Origin of the sequence: Flavobacterium sp. RSSB_23 (assembly GCF_051547145.1) — a bacterium.
In the GTDB taxonomy this organism is placed as follows: domain Bacteria; phylum Bacteroidota; class Bacteroidia; order Flavobacteriales; family Flavobacteriaceae; genus Flavobacterium.
Genome location: NZ_JBPTTO010000002.1, coordinates 48,232 through 63,493, shown reverse-complemented (window position 1 = coordinate 63,493; position 15,262 = coordinate 48,232). Strand labels below are relative to the sequence as shown.

At 33.4% G+C, this 15,262-nt stretch carries 21 protein-coding genes; 17 read left to right on the top strand and 4 right to left on the bottom strand.

Going from position 1 to position 15,262, the window contains the following annotated elements:
• The first annotated feature begins 1 nt into the window (after window position 1).
• The 9 genes from ACSVH9_RS03805 to atpG all read left to right on the top strand — a co-directional run bounded on the left by ACSVH9_RS03805 (window position 2) and on the right by atpG (window position 6,235).
• Window positions 2–391, top strand: a complete 390-nt coding sequence (locus ACSVH9_RS03805; protein WP_438062560.1) for a bactofilin family protein — start codon at window positions 2–4, stop codon at window positions 389–391.
• Entirely contained in the window at window positions 372–599 is a 228-nt protein-coding gene (locus ACSVH9_RS03800; protein ID WP_438062559.1) for an AtpZ/AtpI family protein, read from the top strand. Before ACSVH9_RS03805 ends, ACSVH9_RS03800 begins: the two co-directional genes overlap by 20 nt.
• Window positions 600–995, top strand: a complete 396-nt coding sequence (locus ACSVH9_RS03795; RefSeq protein WP_438062558.1) for a hypothetical protein — start codon at window positions 600–602, stop codon at window positions 993–995.
• A gap of 118 nt (window positions 996–1,113) precedes the next feature.
• A complete protein-coding gene (atpB, locus tag ACSVH9_RS03790; RefSeq protein ID WP_438062557.1) occupies window positions 1,114–2,265 on the top strand; it encodes a F0F1 ATP synthase subunit A in 1,152 nt (383 codons plus the stop codon).
• 96 nt (window positions 2,266–2,361) lie between these two features.
• The gene (gene atpE / locus ACSVH9_RS03785) at window positions 2,362–2,553 is read left to right on the top strand and encodes an ATP synthase F0 subunit C (protein WP_078212011.1); all 192 of its coding nucleotides are present in this window, start codon (window positions 2,362–2,364) and stop codon (window positions 2,551–2,553) included.
• Between the two features lie 87 nt (window positions 2,554–2,640).
• Window positions 2,641–3,141 (top strand): F0F1 ATP synthase subunit B, encoded by a 501-nt coding sequence (locus ACSVH9_RS03780; RefSeq protein ID WP_159689028.1) that lies wholly within the window; start codon window positions 2,641–2,643, stop codon window positions 3,139–3,141.
• A 2-nt stretch (window positions 3,142–3,143) separates the two neighbouring features.
• Complete coding sequence (atpH, locus tag ACSVH9_RS03775) at window positions 3,144–3,677, top strand: ATP synthase F1 subunit delta (RefSeq protein WP_438062556.1); 534 nt, start codon at window positions 3,144–3,146, stop codon at window positions 3,675–3,677.
• A 38-nt stretch (window positions 3,678–3,715) separates the two neighbouring features.
• Complete coding sequence (gene atpA / locus ACSVH9_RS03770) at window positions 3,716–5,293, top strand: F0F1 ATP synthase subunit alpha (RefSeq protein WP_159689034.1); 1,578 nt, start codon at window positions 3,716–3,718, stop codon at window positions 5,291–5,293.
• Between the two features lie 81 nt (window positions 5,294–5,374).
• Window positions 5,375–6,235, top strand: coding sequence for an ATP synthase F1 subunit gamma (gene atpG, locus ACSVH9_RS03765; protein WP_438062555.1), 861 nt, complete (start codon window positions 5,375–5,377; stop codon window positions 6,233–6,235).
• A gap of 54 nt (window positions 6,236–6,289) precedes the next feature.
• On the opposite strand, the gene ACSVH9_RS03760 is transcribed toward atpG, so the two are convergent.
• From ACSVH9_RS03760 to ACSVH9_RS03745, 4 genes are all read right to left on the bottom strand, one after another.
• On the bottom strand, window positions 6,290–6,484 hold the full coding sequence (locus ACSVH9_RS03760) for a hypothetical protein (protein ID WP_438062554.1): 195 nt from the start codon (window positions 6,482–6,484) through the stop codon (window positions 6,290–6,292).
• A 222-nt stretch (window positions 6,485–6,706) separates the two neighbouring features.
• Complete coding sequence (locus ACSVH9_RS03755; RefSeq protein WP_438062553.1) at window positions 6,707–6,898, bottom strand: hypothetical protein; 192 nt, start codon at window positions 6,896–6,898, stop codon at window positions 6,707–6,709.
• A 99-nt stretch (window positions 6,899–6,997) separates the two neighbouring features.
• Entirely contained in the window at window positions 6,998–7,210 is a 213-nt protein-coding gene (locus tag ACSVH9_RS03750) for a hypothetical protein (protein ID WP_438062552.1), read from the bottom strand.
• 3 nt (window positions 7,211–7,213) lie between these two features.
• Window positions 7,214–7,381: a hypothetical protein gene (locus ACSVH9_RS03745; RefSeq protein WP_438062551.1), complete on the bottom strand. Its 168-nt coding sequence runs from the start codon at window positions 7,379–7,381 to the stop codon at window positions 7,214–7,216.
• A 366-nt stretch (window positions 7,382–7,747) separates the two neighbouring features.
• Here ACSVH9_RS03745 and ACSVH9_RS03740 point away from each other — a divergent pair, with 366 nt between their 5' ends.
• The 8 genes from ACSVH9_RS03740 (at window position 7,748) to ACSVH9_RS03705 (ending at window position 15,257) form a co-directional block, all read left to right on the top strand.
• Window positions 7,748–9,457 carry a helix-turn-helix domain-containing protein gene (locus ACSVH9_RS03740; protein WP_438062550.1) on the top strand — a complete coding sequence of 570 codons (1,710 nt, stop codon included), beginning with the start codon at window positions 7,748–7,750 and terminating at the stop codon, window positions 9,455–9,457.
• 134 nt (window positions 9,458–9,591) lie between these two features.
• Entirely contained in the window at window positions 9,592–9,723 is a 132-nt protein-coding gene (locus ACSVH9_RS03735) for a hypothetical protein (RefSeq protein ID WP_438062549.1), read from the top strand.
• 93 nt (window positions 9,724–9,816) lie between these two features.
• A complete protein-coding gene (locus ACSVH9_RS03730) occupies window positions 9,817–10,764 on the top strand; it encodes a S8 family serine peptidase (protein WP_438062548.1) in 948 nt (315 codons plus the stop codon).
• Window positions 10,764–11,294: a S8 family serine peptidase gene (locus ACSVH9_RS03725; protein ID WP_438063025.1), complete on the top strand. Its 531-nt coding sequence runs from the start codon at window positions 10,764–10,766 to the stop codon at window positions 11,292–11,294. Before ACSVH9_RS03730 ends, ACSVH9_RS03725 begins: the two co-directional genes overlap by 1 nt.
• Window positions 11,295–11,416: 122 nt before the next feature.
• Complete coding sequence (locus ACSVH9_RS03720) at window positions 11,417–11,860, top strand: GNAT family N-acetyltransferase (protein WP_438062547.1); 444 nt, start codon at window positions 11,417–11,419, stop codon at window positions 11,858–11,860.
• Between the two features lie 288 nt (window positions 11,861–12,148).
• Window positions 12,149–13,612, top strand: coding sequence for a lipopolysaccharide biosynthesis protein (locus ACSVH9_RS03715; protein WP_438062546.1), 1,464 nt, complete (start codon window positions 12,149–12,151; stop codon window positions 13,610–13,612).
• Between the two features lie 57 nt (window positions 13,613–13,669).
• On the top strand, window positions 13,670–14,104 hold the full coding sequence (gene dut, locus ACSVH9_RS03710; protein WP_438062545.1) for a dUTP diphosphatase: 435 nt from the start codon (window positions 13,670–13,672) through the stop codon (window positions 14,102–14,104).
• A 136-nt stretch (window positions 14,105–14,240) separates the two neighbouring features.
• The gene (locus ACSVH9_RS03705; RefSeq protein ID WP_438062544.1) at window positions 14,241–15,257 is read left to right on the top strand and encodes a sugar phosphate nucleotidyltransferase; all 1,017 of its coding nucleotides are present in this window, start codon (window positions 14,241–14,243) and stop codon (window positions 15,255–15,257) included.
• The last annotated feature ends 5 nt before the right edge of the window (window positions 15,258–15,262 follow it).

The following is a 15,262-nucleotide window of genomic DNA, read 5'->3' as shown; positions in this document are numbered from 1 at the left end:
TATGTTCGACAAAAAAAACAAACAACCCTATACTGATTTATTGGGTAAGACCAATAGAATAGTGGAAGCTACTCAAATAAAAGGAGATATTTTTTCTCCTGCCGACTTTAGACTGGATGGAGAATTACTTGGTAATTTCACTTCAAATGGGAAATTAGTGATTGGTCCTTCAGGAAAAGTTATTGGCGACATTGTCTGTAAAAATGCAGATATCGAAGGTGTTTTTAATGGAAAAATAACGGTACACGAATTACTTAACATTAAAGCATCTGCTACAGTTGAAGGAGAGGTTGTTATAGGAAAGTTAGCGATTGAACCTGGTGCTCATTTTACAGCCACCTGTGTAATGAAAATAATAGACACCAAAGTAGATGGAACCCAATCCAAATAAACGAAAACCCAATAAGTGGTTAGCCTTAATCAATATCCCTATTCAAATGGGAATATTGATTTTTTTATTTGCTTACTTAGGGCATTGGTTAGATGAAAATCACCCGAGTCCAAAAGTGTACTACGTTAAAATTTTAGTTATTGTTGGTGTTTTTTTGGCAATGTACAATGTGTACCGACAAGTAAATGAAATCAATAAAAATCAATAAATGAATACCTCTTTTTTTAAAAAAATCATTCCTCTTTTGTTAGCCATTTTAATTGCCTTTGGAGTACACGAAGGGCTGTTTTTTGTATTAAAAATTAACACACAAAACTTTATCTATTCCTTGCCAGAACTTTATGCTTGGTTTACTTTGTTTACACTACTAGTGGTTTTTGTTTTGCTATTGGTTAAGAGGAAAAGCTTGGATAATGTAGGAATGAGTTTTCTATTGGTAACGAGTATAAAAATGGTCTTTTGTTACCTAATTTTACGTCCTATATTAAAAGTAGCAACTCTTCAAAATTCTGCCGAAAAAATAAACTTTTTTGCACTTTTTATTCTCTTTTTGCTAATCGAGACACTTTTCACTATTCGCTTAGTAAACGAAAAGCAAAAATAGAGGGTTGAAAAAGCCAAATCCGCAAAAAAATTATTTTTTATATTCTTTTGCATATTAATAAAAAATGTACCTTTGCACCAAATTTCAGAAACGTAATAAATTAAGATAATTAACTGTTATGGTGATTTCAAACAAACCACTTCGATTTTTAGTAGCAATTTTAGTAGCCTGCCTTCCTTTATTTAGCACTGCAAACCCTGTGGTTGATAGTACTAAAGTAGAAGTAGTAGCAGAGGGTCATGAAGGAGCTGTAGCGCATGAAGGAGCTCACGCTGAACCAAAAGATGTCAAAACCGAAATCAAAGAATTCATCAATCACCACTTATTAGATTCACATTCTTTTAATTTTAATGCTAATAAAGAAACAGGAGAACACTACGGTTTCTCATTACCAATTATTCTTTGGGATAATGGTTTGCAAGTATTCTCTTCATCTGCATTTCACCACGGTCCTGTAGCTGATGTTGCAGAGCACAACGGAAACTTCTACAAGTTACACCACGAAAAAATTTATAAAACCGATGCTAAAGGTACACTTACTGAAGAGCACGGTCATCCAACAAATGTTCAGCCATTAGATTTGTCAATTACTAAAAGTGTAGTTGGTATTTTGTTTGTTGCTATTTTGATGTTGGTATTGTTCTCAAGTTTAGCAAAATCATATGCTAAAAATGGAGGAATTGCAAAAGGAGCAGGACGTTTCTTTGAACCATTAGTAATCTATGTAAGAGACGAGATTGCTATTCCAAATATTGGAGAGAAAGGGTACAAAAAGTATATGAGTTATTTATTGACTATATTTTTCTTTATATTGTTTTTAAATATCCTTGGGTTAACACCATTTGGATTCAATGTAACAGGTAATATTGCGATTACTTTTTCATTAGCTATCTTGACGTATTTAATTACAACATTTACCGCTAACAAAAATTATTGGGCACACATTTTCTGGATGCCAGGAGTACCTACCCCAATGAAATTTATCTTAGCACCAATCGAATTATTAGGAACAATCATTAAACCATTTTCATTGATGATACGTTTGTATGCTAACATTTTAGCAGGTCACGTAGTATTGATGAGTATCATTGGGTTGATGTTTATTTTCAAAAGCTGGATTGGAAGTACTTTGTCATTCGGATTGGCATTTGCACTTTCTATTCTAGAAATATTAGTAGCGTTTCTTCAAGCGTACATCTTCACTATGTTGTCTGCTCTTTATTTTGGAGCTGGTAACGAAGAACACCACCACGAAGAAGCACACCACTAAAAGTTAGAAATTAGAAGTGTGAAGTTAGAAATTTTCTAACCTCGAATTTCTAACCTCTAACCTCAAATTGAATGTTTAATTTTTAATATATATATTATGCAAATTCCAACTATTGTAGGAGCAGGATTAATTGTAATCGGAGCAGGTTTAGGTATTGGTAAAATTGGTGGTTCAGCAATGGACGCTATTGCTCGTCAACCAGAAGCTTCTGGAAAAATCCAAACAGCTATGCTTATTGCAGCTGCACTTATTGAAGGTATTGGTTTCGCTGCGTTATTCGCATCTTAATTAAAGACTAAAAAGCAATAGTTACAACGGTTGGTTGTGACTATTGTTTTAAAATTAAAACATTAAAATTAAATAATAGAGATAAAAATGGATAAGTTAATAAATGATTTTTCGTTTGGTTTGTTTATTTGGCAAATAGTAATTTTTGTTGGATTAATCCTTTTGTTGAAAAAATTTGCTTGGAAACCAATTCTTGATGCGGTAAACGAAAGAGAAGAAGGAATCAAAAATGCTTTAGAATCTGCAGAAAATGCAAAAAAAGAAATGCAAGATTTGCAAGCAGACAACCAACGTATTTTACAAGAAGCGAGATTAGAGCGTGACAGTATGCTTAAAGAAGCTCGTGAAATGAAAGAAAAAATCGTTGCTGATGCCAAAAATGAAGCTCAAGCTCAAGGTCAAAAAATGATTGAGCAAGCAAAAGCGGCAATCGAAAGTGAAAAAAATGCAGCTATGAATGAGTTGAAATTACAAGTTTCTACTTTGTCATTGAGTATTGCAGAAAAAGTATTAAAAGACGAATTATCTAACAAAGAAGCTCAAACTAAATTGGTTGAGAAAATGTTAGGAGACGTTAAATTGAACTAATTATGGCAGGTACAAGAGCAGCAATTCGATATTCGAAAGCAATTCTAGACATTGCCAATGCAAAGCAAGTAGCTGAAGCAGTAAACAATGATATGAAGTTGATAGGTGATACTATTGCTTCTAATTTGGAATTAAGCACTTTCATTCAAAATCCAACTTTAAAAGTTGAGGTTAAAGAGCAAGCGCTTTTAGAAGTTTTTAGTTCTGTTAATGGTGTAACCAAAAGTTTGTTTCATCTATTATTTGAAAATAAAAGGTTCGAAATTCTAGAAGGTATTACTTCAGAATACAATAAATTATTTGATAGTATGAATGGGGTAGAAGTTGCGAATGTAACAACTGCTGTCGCTATGGATGCAGCTTTAGAAGCTAAAGTATTGGCTAAAATTGCAACCCTTTCAGATAAAAAAATTCAAATTGAAAATACAATAGACCCTTCTATTATTGGAGGTTTTGTTTTAAGAATAGGTGACAAGCAATACAATGCTTCTGTTGCTAACAAATTGCAAGTTTTAAAAAGAGAATTAAGTAACTAGTTTTATCACACATTTAAGTGTCTAAATTATAAAGTAAGATGGCGGAAATCAAACCTGCTGAAATTTCAGCAATATTAAAGAAGCAAGTTGAAAGTTTTGAATCTGGTGCTACACTAGAAGAAGTAGGAACAGTACTTAATGTTGGAGATGGTATTGCTCGTGTTTACGGGCTATCTAATGTTCAATATGGTGAGTTAGTTGAATTTGAAAATGGGTTAGAAGCAATCGTTTTGAATCTAGAAGAAGACAACGTAGGGGTGGTACTTTTAGGACCATCAACTGGAATCAAAGAAGGTTCTACTGCCAAAAGAACACAACGTATTGCTTCTCTTAAAACAGGAGAAGGAATGGTAGGACGTGTAGTAAACACTTTAGGTCAGCCAATTGACGGTAAAGGACCAATTACAGGTGAATTATACGAAATGCCATTAGAAAGAAAAGCTCCTGGAGTTATCTTCCGTCAGCCAGTAACTGAACCATTACAAACAGGTGTAAAAGCAGTTGATGCTATGATTCCTGTAGGACGTGGACAACGTGAGTTGGTTATTGGTGACCGTCAAACTGGTAAATCAACAGTTTGTATCGATACTATCTTAAATCAAAAAGAATTTTACGATGCAGGTCAACCTGTATTCTGTATTTATGTTGCTATTGGTCAAAAAGCTTCTACTGTTGCTGGAATTGCAAAAATGTTAGAAGAAAAAGGTGCAATGGCTTATACAGTGATTGTTGCAGCTAATGCTTCTGACCCAGCGCCAATGCAAGTTTATGCTCCTTTCGCAGGTGCTGCTATTGGTGAATACTTTAGAGATTCAGGTCGTCCAGCTTTAATTGTTTATGATGACTTATCTAAACAAGCGGTAGCTTACCGTGAGGTGTCTCTTTTGTTAAGAAGACCTCCAGGACGTGAGGCTTACCCTGGTGACGTATTCTACTTACACTCTCGTTTATTAGAAAGAGCTTGTAAAGTAATTGCTGATGACTCTATCGCTAAAAATATGAATGACTTACCAGATTCTTTAAAAGGAATCGTTAAAGGTGGTGGTTCATTAACAGCTTTACCAATTATCGAAACACAAGCGGGTGACGTATCTGCGTATATCCCAACAAACGTAATTTCGATTACAGATGGTCAAATTTTCTTGGATGGAGATTTGTTCAACTCTGGGGTTCGTCCAGCGATTAACGTAGGTATCTCTGTATCTCGTGTGGGTGGTAACGCTCAAATTAAATCAATGAAAAAAGTAGCGGGTACTTTAAAATTAGACCAAGCACAATTCCGTGAATTGGAAGCGTTTGCTAAATTCGGTTCTGATTTGGATGCTGTTACTTTAAACGTAATTGAAAAAGGAAAAAGAAACGTTGAAATCTTGAAACAAGGTTTGAACGACCCTTATACTGTTGAAGACCAAGTTGCAATTATTTATGCTGGTTCTAAAAACTTGTTGAGAAATGTTCCTGTAAATAAAGTGAAAGAATTCGAAAAAGATTTTATCGAGTACATGAACAATAAAAACAGAGCTACTCTTGATGCGCTTAAAGCTGGTAAATTTACAGACGAAATTACAGATGTAATTGAAGCAGCAGCAAAAGAAATTTCAGCAAAATATAACTAAAAAGTACTAAGTTAAGAGTATTAAGTATCAAGATTTCGTGGTACTTAATACTTGATACTTAACTCTTAATACTACAATTAAATGGCTAATTTAAAGGAAATCCGTAATAGAATTGTTTCCATTTCATCTACGATGCAAATTACATCGGCGATGAAAATGGTTTCTGCTGCAAAGTTGAAAAAAGCACAAGATGCCATCACTGCGATGCGTCCTTATGCTGAAAAACAAACGGAGTTACTACAAAACCTTTCTGCTACCTTAGACGGTGATGTAGGAGGTGAGTATACTACACAAAGAGACATCAAAAAAGTGTTATTGGTAGCTATTACTTCTAACCGTGGTTTGTGTGGAGCTTTTAATTCTAACGTAATCAAGGAAGTTAAAGTACGTGCAGACTATTATTCAGGAAAACAAGTGGATGTTTTTGCTATTGGTAAAAAAGGAAATGATGTTTTGGGTAAAAGTTTTGCAGTAGTTGGTAACGAGAGTAAAGTTTTTGATGCCTTAAGTTTTGAGAACGTTGCTACAATTGCTGATAATTTAACACAACAATTTATTGGAGGTAATTATGACAGAATTGAATTGGTTTATAACCAATTTAAAAACGCTGCTACTCAAATCGTTCAAACGGAACAATTTTTGCCTTTAGCACCAATTAAAGCTGATAAAGCGGTTACTCCTGGAGATTATATTTTTGAGCCTTCAAAAGAAGAAATCGTGTTGACTTTGATTCCTAAATCATTGAAAACGCAATTATATAAAGGAATTAGAGATTCATTCGCTTCAGAACATGGTGCTCGTATGACTGCTATGCACAAAGCAACAGACAATGCTACAGAATTACGTGACCAATTGAAGTTAACGTATAACAAAGCCCGTCAAGCTGCAATTACAAGCGAAATTTTAGAAATCGTTGGTGGAGCAGAAGCTTTGAACGCTTAATCCGTTCTACACTTAAAAACAAAAAGAGCCAACATCTGTTGGCTCTTTTTGTTTTTAATATTTCTTTTGATTCCACTTTAATACTTGTTGTTTTTGCTTTGGTTTTTCATTGGTGCTAATCAGCACTTTTATGGCTAAAATGGAGTCTATTTTTTTCTGGTCATAAATGACTAACCAAGAATAAGACTTTGTTTTTTTACTTTCCCATGGAGAAGTTGCTATTTCTTCTTCTATGATGGGTAAGGCCATCTTTCCTTTTTTTTGTGAATAAGCTAAAGTAGAAAGTATGGAAAATAGTAGTAAAGAAAGTAATTTTTTATGCATGGTTAATTTTGGGTTAGTTTGTCTGTACTCTAACTAAAATTGTGCCAATGGCTTTTTTTTAGTTAAAAATCGTAAGAATTAGATTTAAAATTTGTGTAATCCATTCGTTTATAATTTTTAGAATAAGAGAAGTCATGTTTTTTTGGATTATTGTTTCTTCTTTTTATAAGTATTATAAGTAGCTTTAGCTACTGAAAAGACTATGATTAAGAGAATATGCTCTAAATCTAAGAGTTTGTATAGGGTATTGTTTTTCTGGTCTCTAAAAATATTTAGTACAATAAAAAAGAAGACAATTATAAGTATGTTTTGTATCGTTTGAGAGATAAAGTATTTCATTAGTTGTATCTTTTAATTTTCAGTAAACTAGTTGTAACTGAAAAGATATACTTTTAAACAATTTTTTAGATTATAGAATACTGAAGTCTGAACTCATATTTATTGATTGAGTTGTGACATATCGTTGGTTCTCATTTTTAAATATATCTTTAAAAACACTACAGCAATGAACAATCTATAGCCTCTGTATACCCAAATATTTACTGGGAAAGAGAACAATTCGTAAGTCTCTTTGGTTTCAATTAAGGAATAAATGAAGTTTATGGTAAAGGCAATTCCAAAGAATAAATAGAAGTTTTTGGGTAGTTTCATTTGTTAGTGATTGTTAGGTAGTGTACCCATTAGTCCAGCCATAAAATTGGCCCAATCAGAAATTATCGCTACTGCCGCGGCAATAAGCACTAAAAATGCAGTAAAAGTTGGCCCTTTAAGAGTTTTTACTTTTGCGCTATTTAGTTGACCTAAAAATGGTTTTAAATTCATTTTTCATTTTTTTTATCCAGTTTTTTAAAAAAAGTTTCTCGAGAACTTTTGTGCTTGGTTTTTGGAGACCATAGCTTTATAAACTCCTTGCTCTGTTTTTTATAGGGTTACACAACAGCTGCATCAATCCCTCATAGCAGTAACTATATTTTTATAAATTTTAATAGAAAAAACTTTTGCTTTTCTGCGGTCAAAACTACTGTTGCAATTGTAGTTGTACAAACACTTGTTGTCGGAATTCCGCGAATTCCGACATTTTAAATTTATAAACACCTTTAAATCAGTAAATTAAAAAATAATTAAAAATGTAGTTTTTTACTGCCAATTTAGTCTTGATGCTGTATTTTTGTATCAAACCCTACTATAATGACTAACCTACAATCGATTAAACTAGTGCTTTTGGTACTGTGTCCGTTTTTTTTATTGGGACAAACATCAGATAAACAATTAACCAAGCTTACTTATGATCAAATCAAGAAGTTGTATTATGACAACGAAAAGAGCAAAAGCAAACAACTTGAATATGCAAATGCCTATGTACTCAAAGCTAAAAATGAAAACAAAGCAATAGAAAAAGCTAGAGGATGGTACTTGATTTCTAAAAAATGCACAGGGATAAGGGCTATCCAATATCTTGATAGTGCTATCGTCGTTTCAAAAGATGAAAATGATAAAAAATATCCAGCTTACGCCTACTCGGCTAAGGGACATGAATTAAGAAAGCTATTTAGATTTAGAGAAGCGCTAGATAATTTTATTCTAGCTGAAAAAAAAGCATCTATAAATAATATAGATTTTTATTACTATTCGAAGTTTTCTATTGCTATTTTGAGATCCGAAGAATTAGGGGAAGTTCGTGAAGCTTTACAATTATATAGAGAATGTTTTAATTATTATAAAGATAAAGATATTAGAGGTCCCCAATACTCACTCCCATATCAAGGAGTTATTTTTGCCTTGGCAGATGCACATAAATCATTATTACAAACAGATTCAGCTAGTTACTACAATAAATTGGGTTATACAGAATCTTTAATCACTAAACAGAAAGAATTTAATGCGCTTTTCACATTAAATGAAGGAGCTAATTTAGTGTTAAAAAAAAATTATAAAGCTGCGTTAGACAGTATAAAAAAAGCACTGCCTTTAATGATTTCTTATAAAAATGAAGGTAACACTTTGGCGGGGTATTACTATTTAGGAAGGTCTTATGAAGGACTTGGTAATAAATATCTTGCTCTAAAAAATTTCATTAAAGTTGATTCCATTTATGGCAAAACTAAAAGAATTACTCCTGAATTTACAAGCGGCTATACTTTCCTAATCTCTTATTTTAATAAAAAGGGGGATCAAGTAAATCAGTTGAAATATATTACAAAATATATGTCTATTGATAGTATGTTGCAAAAAAGATATAAAGAATTAAACAAAGTTTTACTTAAGGAATACGACACACCTCATTTGTTTGCGGACAAAGAAGCCTTAATACAATCTTTACAAAAAAAGCAATCCGTTTCGTCTGTGGGAATTTTGATTTTAGGAATTTTAGTGCTGGGAGTTGGAGGATTTGGAGGTTATCAGTATTATTTGAAAAAGCAATACCGCAAGCGATTCGAAGCAATTATTCGTCCTACTTCAGCTACTGTTGAAAGTGTTTTAGAAAAAGATGATAGACATCTTGACGAATATGAAACACAAAAATCAATAGGTATAGCAGCAGAGGTAGTACAATTGTTATTAGAGAAATTAGCCGACTTTGAAAGTACTAGAGGATTTTTAGAGCACACGATTTCGATTCAGAAACTAGCTTTACAATTGAATACTAACACCAAGTATTTGTCTAGAGTTATTAATGAACAAAAAGGAAAAACCTTTGTACATTACATTAACGATTTGAGAATTACACATGCAGTAGACCAATTACAGGCTCAACCTAAATTACGTAATTATACCATGCTGTCATTGGCAAAAGAATTTGGATTTAATTCTGCAGAGTCTTTTTCAGCAGCTTTTTATAAGAAGCACAAAATAAAACCTAGCTTTTTTATAAAATCACTTGAAAGTATAAAACAATAGTAACTCTAATGTTTTGAGTGAATTTTGTTTTTTGACACTATCGGAATTCCGCGAATTCCAATAACAACTTTTGTTTGAATTTATCTAAACCGCTCAAGTTTAATACATTTGACCAACAAAAATCAATCGCTTTTATGAAAGTTTCATTATTTTATTTTATCGTTTTTATTGTTGTTTTAGGGCAAGGCGTAAACTGTTATTCTCAAGAAAAATCAGTAAACGACATCCTACCTGTCAAAAAGCAAAATACCTATTCTAATGATTGATATCAGAAGGATTATCAACAGGATACTATTCCCGGAATTTCACTAGATAAATGGTATAGTCAAAATAAAAAGAAGCCAAAAAATAAGGATTTAGTGGTTGCAGTTATTGATACTAAAATCGATATAAATCATGAAGATTTGAAAGGACATTTCTGGGCTAATTATAGAGAAATAGCAAATAATGGAATTGATGATGACAAGAATGGTTACATCGATGATAGTATTGGTTGGAATTTTTTAGGCTATAAAAATGGTGGGTCAGTCGTTTGGAATAGATACGAATTTGTTCGAATTGTGGATGAGTGGGGGCATTTATTTAAAGATAAAACAGAATCAGAAATTGCTATTCACGAAAAACATAAGTATCTCGAATTTAAAAGAGCACTCAAGCTTCTTGATGACGAAAACAAATTTTATAAGAATTGGTTAAAATCATTAAATCATAACGTTGCTATATTTCCATTGGTAAAGGACACCTTAAAACATTTTTTCCCAAAAGAAGATTATACATACCAACAATTAGATAGTTTGTATAATAAGTACAAGATAAATGATAAAAGTTATAGACAGAGACGCAATGATAATGATAAAGATTTAGGAGCACTAATTTTTTATATGATGGTAAGTCTAGAGGTGGGTCAGAGAACTTTTGAAGATATAAAGCAACAAGAAATGCAGCTTGATTCAATAGTAAATAAGTCCTTAAACTTAGAATATAAAGATAGAGGTCCAAATGAAGATGAGCTAAAAATTTTAAAGAAAGGACTTGGAAATAACAATGTCAACACGGTCGTTATTCTAAAAAAATTGGAAGAGAATCACAGCACAATGGTTTCTGGTATCATTGGAGCAAATAGAAGTAACAGTATAGGGATAAAAGGAATAGCACAAAATGTCAAAATTATGCCAATAGTTATTTCTTCCCATGGTGATGAACATGATCACGATATTGCTTTAGCTATACGTTATGCTGTAGATAATGGAGCTAAAATTATTAATATGTCTTTTGGAAAAGAATTTTCATTGCATAAAAATGGGTAATAGACGCTTATAAATATGCAGAAAAGCATAATGTTTTACTGGTTCATGGCGCAGGGAACAATGGTTTTAACGTAGACGAAAATCCATATTATCCAAATGATGTTGATTATGAAAAACCGGGTGAAGTCGTAGCTAACTTCATTAATGTGGGATCCACAACTCGAAAATTAGATAACACATTCGTTTCTAATTTTTCTAATTATGGAAAAATGAACGTTGATTTGTTCGCACCAGGTGATGAGATTTATACTACTTCAGCGGGTAACTCATACAAAATTGATTCAGGCACCTCTTTAGCAGCGCCAATGGTTTCTGGAACAGCGGCTTTGATTTGGTCGTATTATCCAAAATTTAGTGCTAAACAAGTCAAGCAAATTATTTTAGACTCTGGAACGGCTTATGATATTGAGGTTTTGGTTCCTGGTGGCGAAGGTAAAAAAGCCAAATTTTCTGAACTCTCTAAATCAGGGAAAGTATTGAATGTCTATAATGCGATGCAATTGGCAAAACAAAGAGCAAAGGGAAAGTAAAGATTTATTAATGTAATTGCATTTAAGTCTGTCAAATTTCAATGAATTAATACAAAATTCACTTCCCCACATCTTTCCATCTCATCCCTTTTTTCTCTAATTTTACACTTTTAAAATTACCTATGGAAATTCAACTTAGAGAATTGAGCACTAAAGAAGAGATGCTGGCTCATATTGACATGATGCGTCATTTGTATCCCACTTTTACCATTGAAAAATACGACACCTATCTTACCGAAATGATTCCGCATAACTATAAACAGCTTGCTGTTTTTGAAGGCGAAGTTTGTTTAGGAATTACGGGTTTTTGGCAAGGGTATAAATTATGGTCTGGGAAGTATATCGAAATCGATAATTTTGTAGTGCATCCCGACCATCGGGCGAAAGGTATTGGAAAAATGATGACGGATTATATTGATGCTAAAGCCAAAGCTACGAACTGCACAATGATAGTTTTGGATGCATTTACAGGAAACTTCAATGCGCATCGTTTTTATTACAACCAAGGGTACGTGCCCAAAGGCTTTCATTTTTTGAAAATCATCAACGAAGACGGGCTTTCATAAATAATAAACCATATAAGGCATATAAGGTGATTTAAGTTTTTTCTTTGTGAACCTTGTGTAAGTCTTTGTGCTCATTGTGGTTAAATTTAACACCAAAGCAAACGGCTAGTATTCTTATATGACCTTAAATGCCCTTATATGGTTCAAATAACAGTTGCTATCCCAAAAAGACTTCAATGGCTTCAATGTTTAAATAAAACCGTAATCCATACGGTTAATTTTTTTTTATTAAGTCAACCTTGAATTCGCTATTTTTGTTTTCTTAAGTCAAATCAAAACCAAACTACTTTGGGATTATATAAAAGTTTATTCAAACAAACTGCGATATACGGACTAGCAACCGTTTTGCCTCGTATGCTCAGTTTTTTATTGGTGCGCTTGTACACCGGAATTTTACCAACAGCAGAGTATGGCGAAGTTTCTATCGTTCTCTCTTGGATGGTTTTTTTCAACGTAATTTTATCCTACGGTATGGAAACCGCTTTTTTCCGTTTCTACAGTGCCGAAACCGATAAAGAAAATGTCATCGCTACCAGTACCATTTCTATTTTTTGGTCTTCCATTTTGTTTTTGTTTGGTGCCTTAATTTTTAGAAACACCTTAGCCTCATGGGCTCATGTAGATGTTCAGTACATTACTTTTACCATTTGGATTTTGGTTTTAGATGCTTTGGTGATTATCCCTTTTTCAAAATTAAGGGCTAACAAACGCCCAATGATGTATGCTATCATCAAAATAGGGAATGTAGTCGTAAACTTAGCACTCAACCTGTATTTTTTATTGGTTTTACCTAAAATTTATGCCGATAGTCCCGACTCTTTTTTAGGGAATATGTATATCGATAATTTCGAAATTGGATATATTTTCGTTTCCAATTTGTTGGCGAGTTTACTCACTTTTGTGGTACTTTCACCTAATTATGTTTCCTTAAAACGCAATTTTGATGCGGTACTTTGGAAAAAAATGATGCGCTACGGATTACCTATCTTAATTGCAGGAATCGCTTTTGCCGTAAACGAACATTTCGACAAAATTTTATTAGGCTATTGGTTGCCAGATAGCATTGCTAAATCCGAAGTAGGAGCTTATTCCGCCTGTTATAAATTAGGCCTTTTTATGGTGCTTTTTGCTACTGCTTTCCGATTGGGAATTGAGCCTTTTTTCTTCAGTCATTCTAGTAATGAAAACGCCCCTCAAACTTATGCGATGATTACCAAGTATTTTGTCATTTTTGGTTCTTTGATTCTTTTGGGAGTTATTGTTTTTGCTGATATTTTAAAGCTATTATTATTAGATAATGAATCGTATTGGGAAGCGATGAAAGTGGTTCCACTAATTATTTTGGCCAACTTCTTTTTGGGGATTTATAACAACCTTTCGGTTTGGTATAAATTAACGGACAAAACGATTATTGGAGCGTATATTTCTATCGTTGGCGCACTTTTGACATTGCTTCTGAACTACATTTTGATTCCAACATTTAGCTATTACGGTTCTGCTATCGCTACGATTTCAGCTTATGGAAGTATGATGTTGATTTCCTATATTTTGGGCAAAAAACACTATCCTATTCCTTATGATATGGAAAAAATTGGTGCTTATTTGGGCATTTCAATTTTGTTTTCGGTGATTTCTTTTTATGGATTTAGAGAGAATTATTTCGTGGGAATCCCGCTATTGCTAGTGTTTCTTTATTTCATTTATCACAATGAGAAAACCACAATTTTGAATATTATTAAACGAAAAAAATAACCCTTTGTAGGGACAAATCGCGATTTGTCCCTACGCACAATAATTAAAAAATAAAAAATGACTATCAATATCATCAATACATCCGCACACGATTTACCTCATTATGAAACTATCGCTTCGGCGGGAATGGATTTGCGTGCGAATATAACCGATCCCATTACTTTGGCACCTTTGTCTAGAGCTATCGTAAAAACAGGTTTGTTTATTGAATTGCCTATAGGTTACGAAGCACAAGTAAGACCTCGTAGTGGCTTGGCTGCCAAAAACGGAATCACCGTTCTCAATGCCCCAGGAACAATTGATGCCGATTATAGAGGTGAAATTGGTGTGATTTTAGTAAATTTATCCAATGAGACTTTCGTAATCCAAAACGGAGAACGCATCGCTCAATTAGTAATCGCCAAACACGAACGCGCCGAGTGGGTTGTAGTCAATGAATTATCAGAGACATCTAGAGGCGCTGGAGGCTTTGGTAGCACGGGAGTAAAATAGTAAACAGTGTTCAGCTTTTAGTGTTCGGTTCGCAGTCTTCAAAGACAGTGTTTGAACAAAAGTTGGTATATAATAATCAGAAGAGTATTTTGTTTTATCTTAATACTTAATTCTAAAATCTTAATACAAATTTATAATGAAAATAATAGTACCAATGGCGGGACGTGGGTCTCGTTTAAGACCACATTCTTTAACCGTTCCAAAACCATTAATTCCTGTTGCAGGTAAACCAATTGTACATAGATTAGTAGAAGATATTGCCAAAATTTTAAAGCAACCGATAGAAGAGATTGCTTTTATTTTAGGAGATGAAGCCTTTTTTGGAGACGATGTTGTGTCGAGTTTACAAGAATTAGCACAAGGATTAGGTGCCAAAGCTTCTATTTACCGTCAGGATTTACCGTTGGGAACTGGCCACGCTATTATGTGCGCCAAAGAATCTTTATCAGGACCTGCAGTTATTGCTTATGCTGATACTTTAATTCGTGCCGATTTTGAGTTAGATCAAGAAGCCGATGCTGTAATTTGGGTAAAACAAGTGGATGAACCAGAAGCCTATGGTGTAGTAAAGCTTAATGAGCAAAATGAAATTATTGAATTGGTAGAAAAACCAAAAGAATTTGTGAGTGACTTAGCCGTTATCGGGATTTACTATTTCAAACAAGTGGAAGTTTTAAAACAAGAATTGCAAAACGTTTTGGACAACAACATCCAAAATGGAGGTGAATACCAAATCAACGACGGTATCAAAGGAATGATGGCCAATGGTAAAGTTTTCAAAACCGGAAGTGTAGACGAATGGATGGATTGCGGAAACAAAAACGTAACTGTTGAGACTAATGGTCGTATGCTTGGATTCTTGCAGCAAGACGGTGTTAATTTAATTGATCCTTCAGCAAAATTAGAGAATGCTACTATTATTCCTCCTTGTTTTATTGGGGAGAATGTTGTTTTATCGAACGTAACCATTGGACCTAATGTATCTTTAGGAAAAGCTTGCCACGTTTTTGATTCAACCATCAAAAACAGTTTGATTCAAACGCACGCTCATATCAAAAACGCAACTTTAGATAATGCGATGATTGGAAATCACGTAACCTATGATGGGAATTTTACAAGCATAAGTATTGGAGATTATTCGGTTTTAGAATAAAAAAT

Bases quoted from the DNA above. Each gene is read 5' to 3' on its own strand.
- dut (WP_438062545.1), top strand. From the start codon at position 13,670: ATGACTATCAATATCATCAATACATCCGCACACGATTTACCTCATTAT.
- atpH (WP_438062556.1), top strand. From the start codon at position 3,144: ATGGCAGGTACAAGAGCAGCAATTCGATATTCGAAAGCAATTCTAGAC.
- ACSVH9_RS03800 (WP_438062559.1), top strand. From the start codon at position 372: ATGGAACCCAATCCAAATAAACGAAAACCCAATAAGTGGTTAGCCTTA.
- atpG (WP_438062555.1), top strand. From the start codon at position 5,375: ATGGCTAATTTAAAGGAAATCCGTAATAGAATTGTTTCCATTTCATCT.
- atpB (WP_438062557.1), top strand. From the start codon at position 1,114: ATGGTGATTTCAAACAAACCACTTCGATTTTTAGTAGCAATTTTAGTA.
- atpE (WP_078212011.1), top strand. From the start codon at position 2,362: ATGCAAATTCCAACTATTGTAGGAGCAGGATTAATTGTAATCGGAGCA.
- ACSVH9_RS03795 (WP_438062558.1), top strand. From the start codon at position 600: ATGAATACCTCTTTTTTTAAAAAAATCATTCCTCTTTTGTTAGCCATT.
- atpA (WP_159689034.1), top strand. From the start codon at position 3,716: ATGGCGGAAATCAAACCTGCTGAAATTTCAGCAATATTAAAGAAGCAA.
- ACSVH9_RS03805 (WP_438062560.1), top strand. From the start codon at position 2: ATGTTCGACAAAAAAAACAAACAACCCTATACTGATTTATTGGGTAAG.
- ACSVH9_RS03705 (WP_438062544.1), top strand. From the start codon at position 14,241: ATGAAAATAATAGTACCAATGGCGGGACGTGGGTCTCGTTTAAGACCA.
- ACSVH9_RS03750 (WP_438062552.1), bottom strand. From the start codon at position 7,210: ATGAAACTACCCAAAAACTTCTATTTATTCTTTGGAATTGCCTTTACC.
- ACSVH9_RS03740 (WP_438062550.1), top strand. From the start codon at position 7,748: ATGACTAACCTACAATCGATTAAACTAGTGCTTTTGGTACTGTGTCCG.
- ACSVH9_RS03755 (WP_438062553.1), bottom strand. From the start codon at position 6,898: ATGAAATACTTTATCTCTCAAACGATACAAAACATACTTATAATTGTC.
- ACSVH9_RS03735 (WP_438062549.1), top strand. From the start codon at position 9,592: ATGAAAGTTTCATTATTTTATTTTATCGTTTTTATTGTTGTTTTAGGG.
- ACSVH9_RS03780 (WP_159689028.1), top strand. From the start codon at position 2,641: ATGGATAAGTTAATAAATGATTTTTCGTTTGGTTTGTTTATTTGGCAA.
- ACSVH9_RS03720 (WP_438062547.1), top strand. From the start codon at position 11,417: ATGGAAATTCAACTTAGAGAATTGAGCACTAAAGAAGAGATGCTGGCT.
- ACSVH9_RS03745 (WP_438062551.1), bottom strand. From the start codon at position 7,381: ATGAATTTAAAACCATTTTTAGGTCAACTAAATAGCGCAAAAGTAAAA.
- ACSVH9_RS03760 (WP_438062554.1), bottom strand. From the start codon at position 6,484: ATGGCCTTACCCATCATAGAAGAAGAAATAGCAACTTCTCCATGGGAA.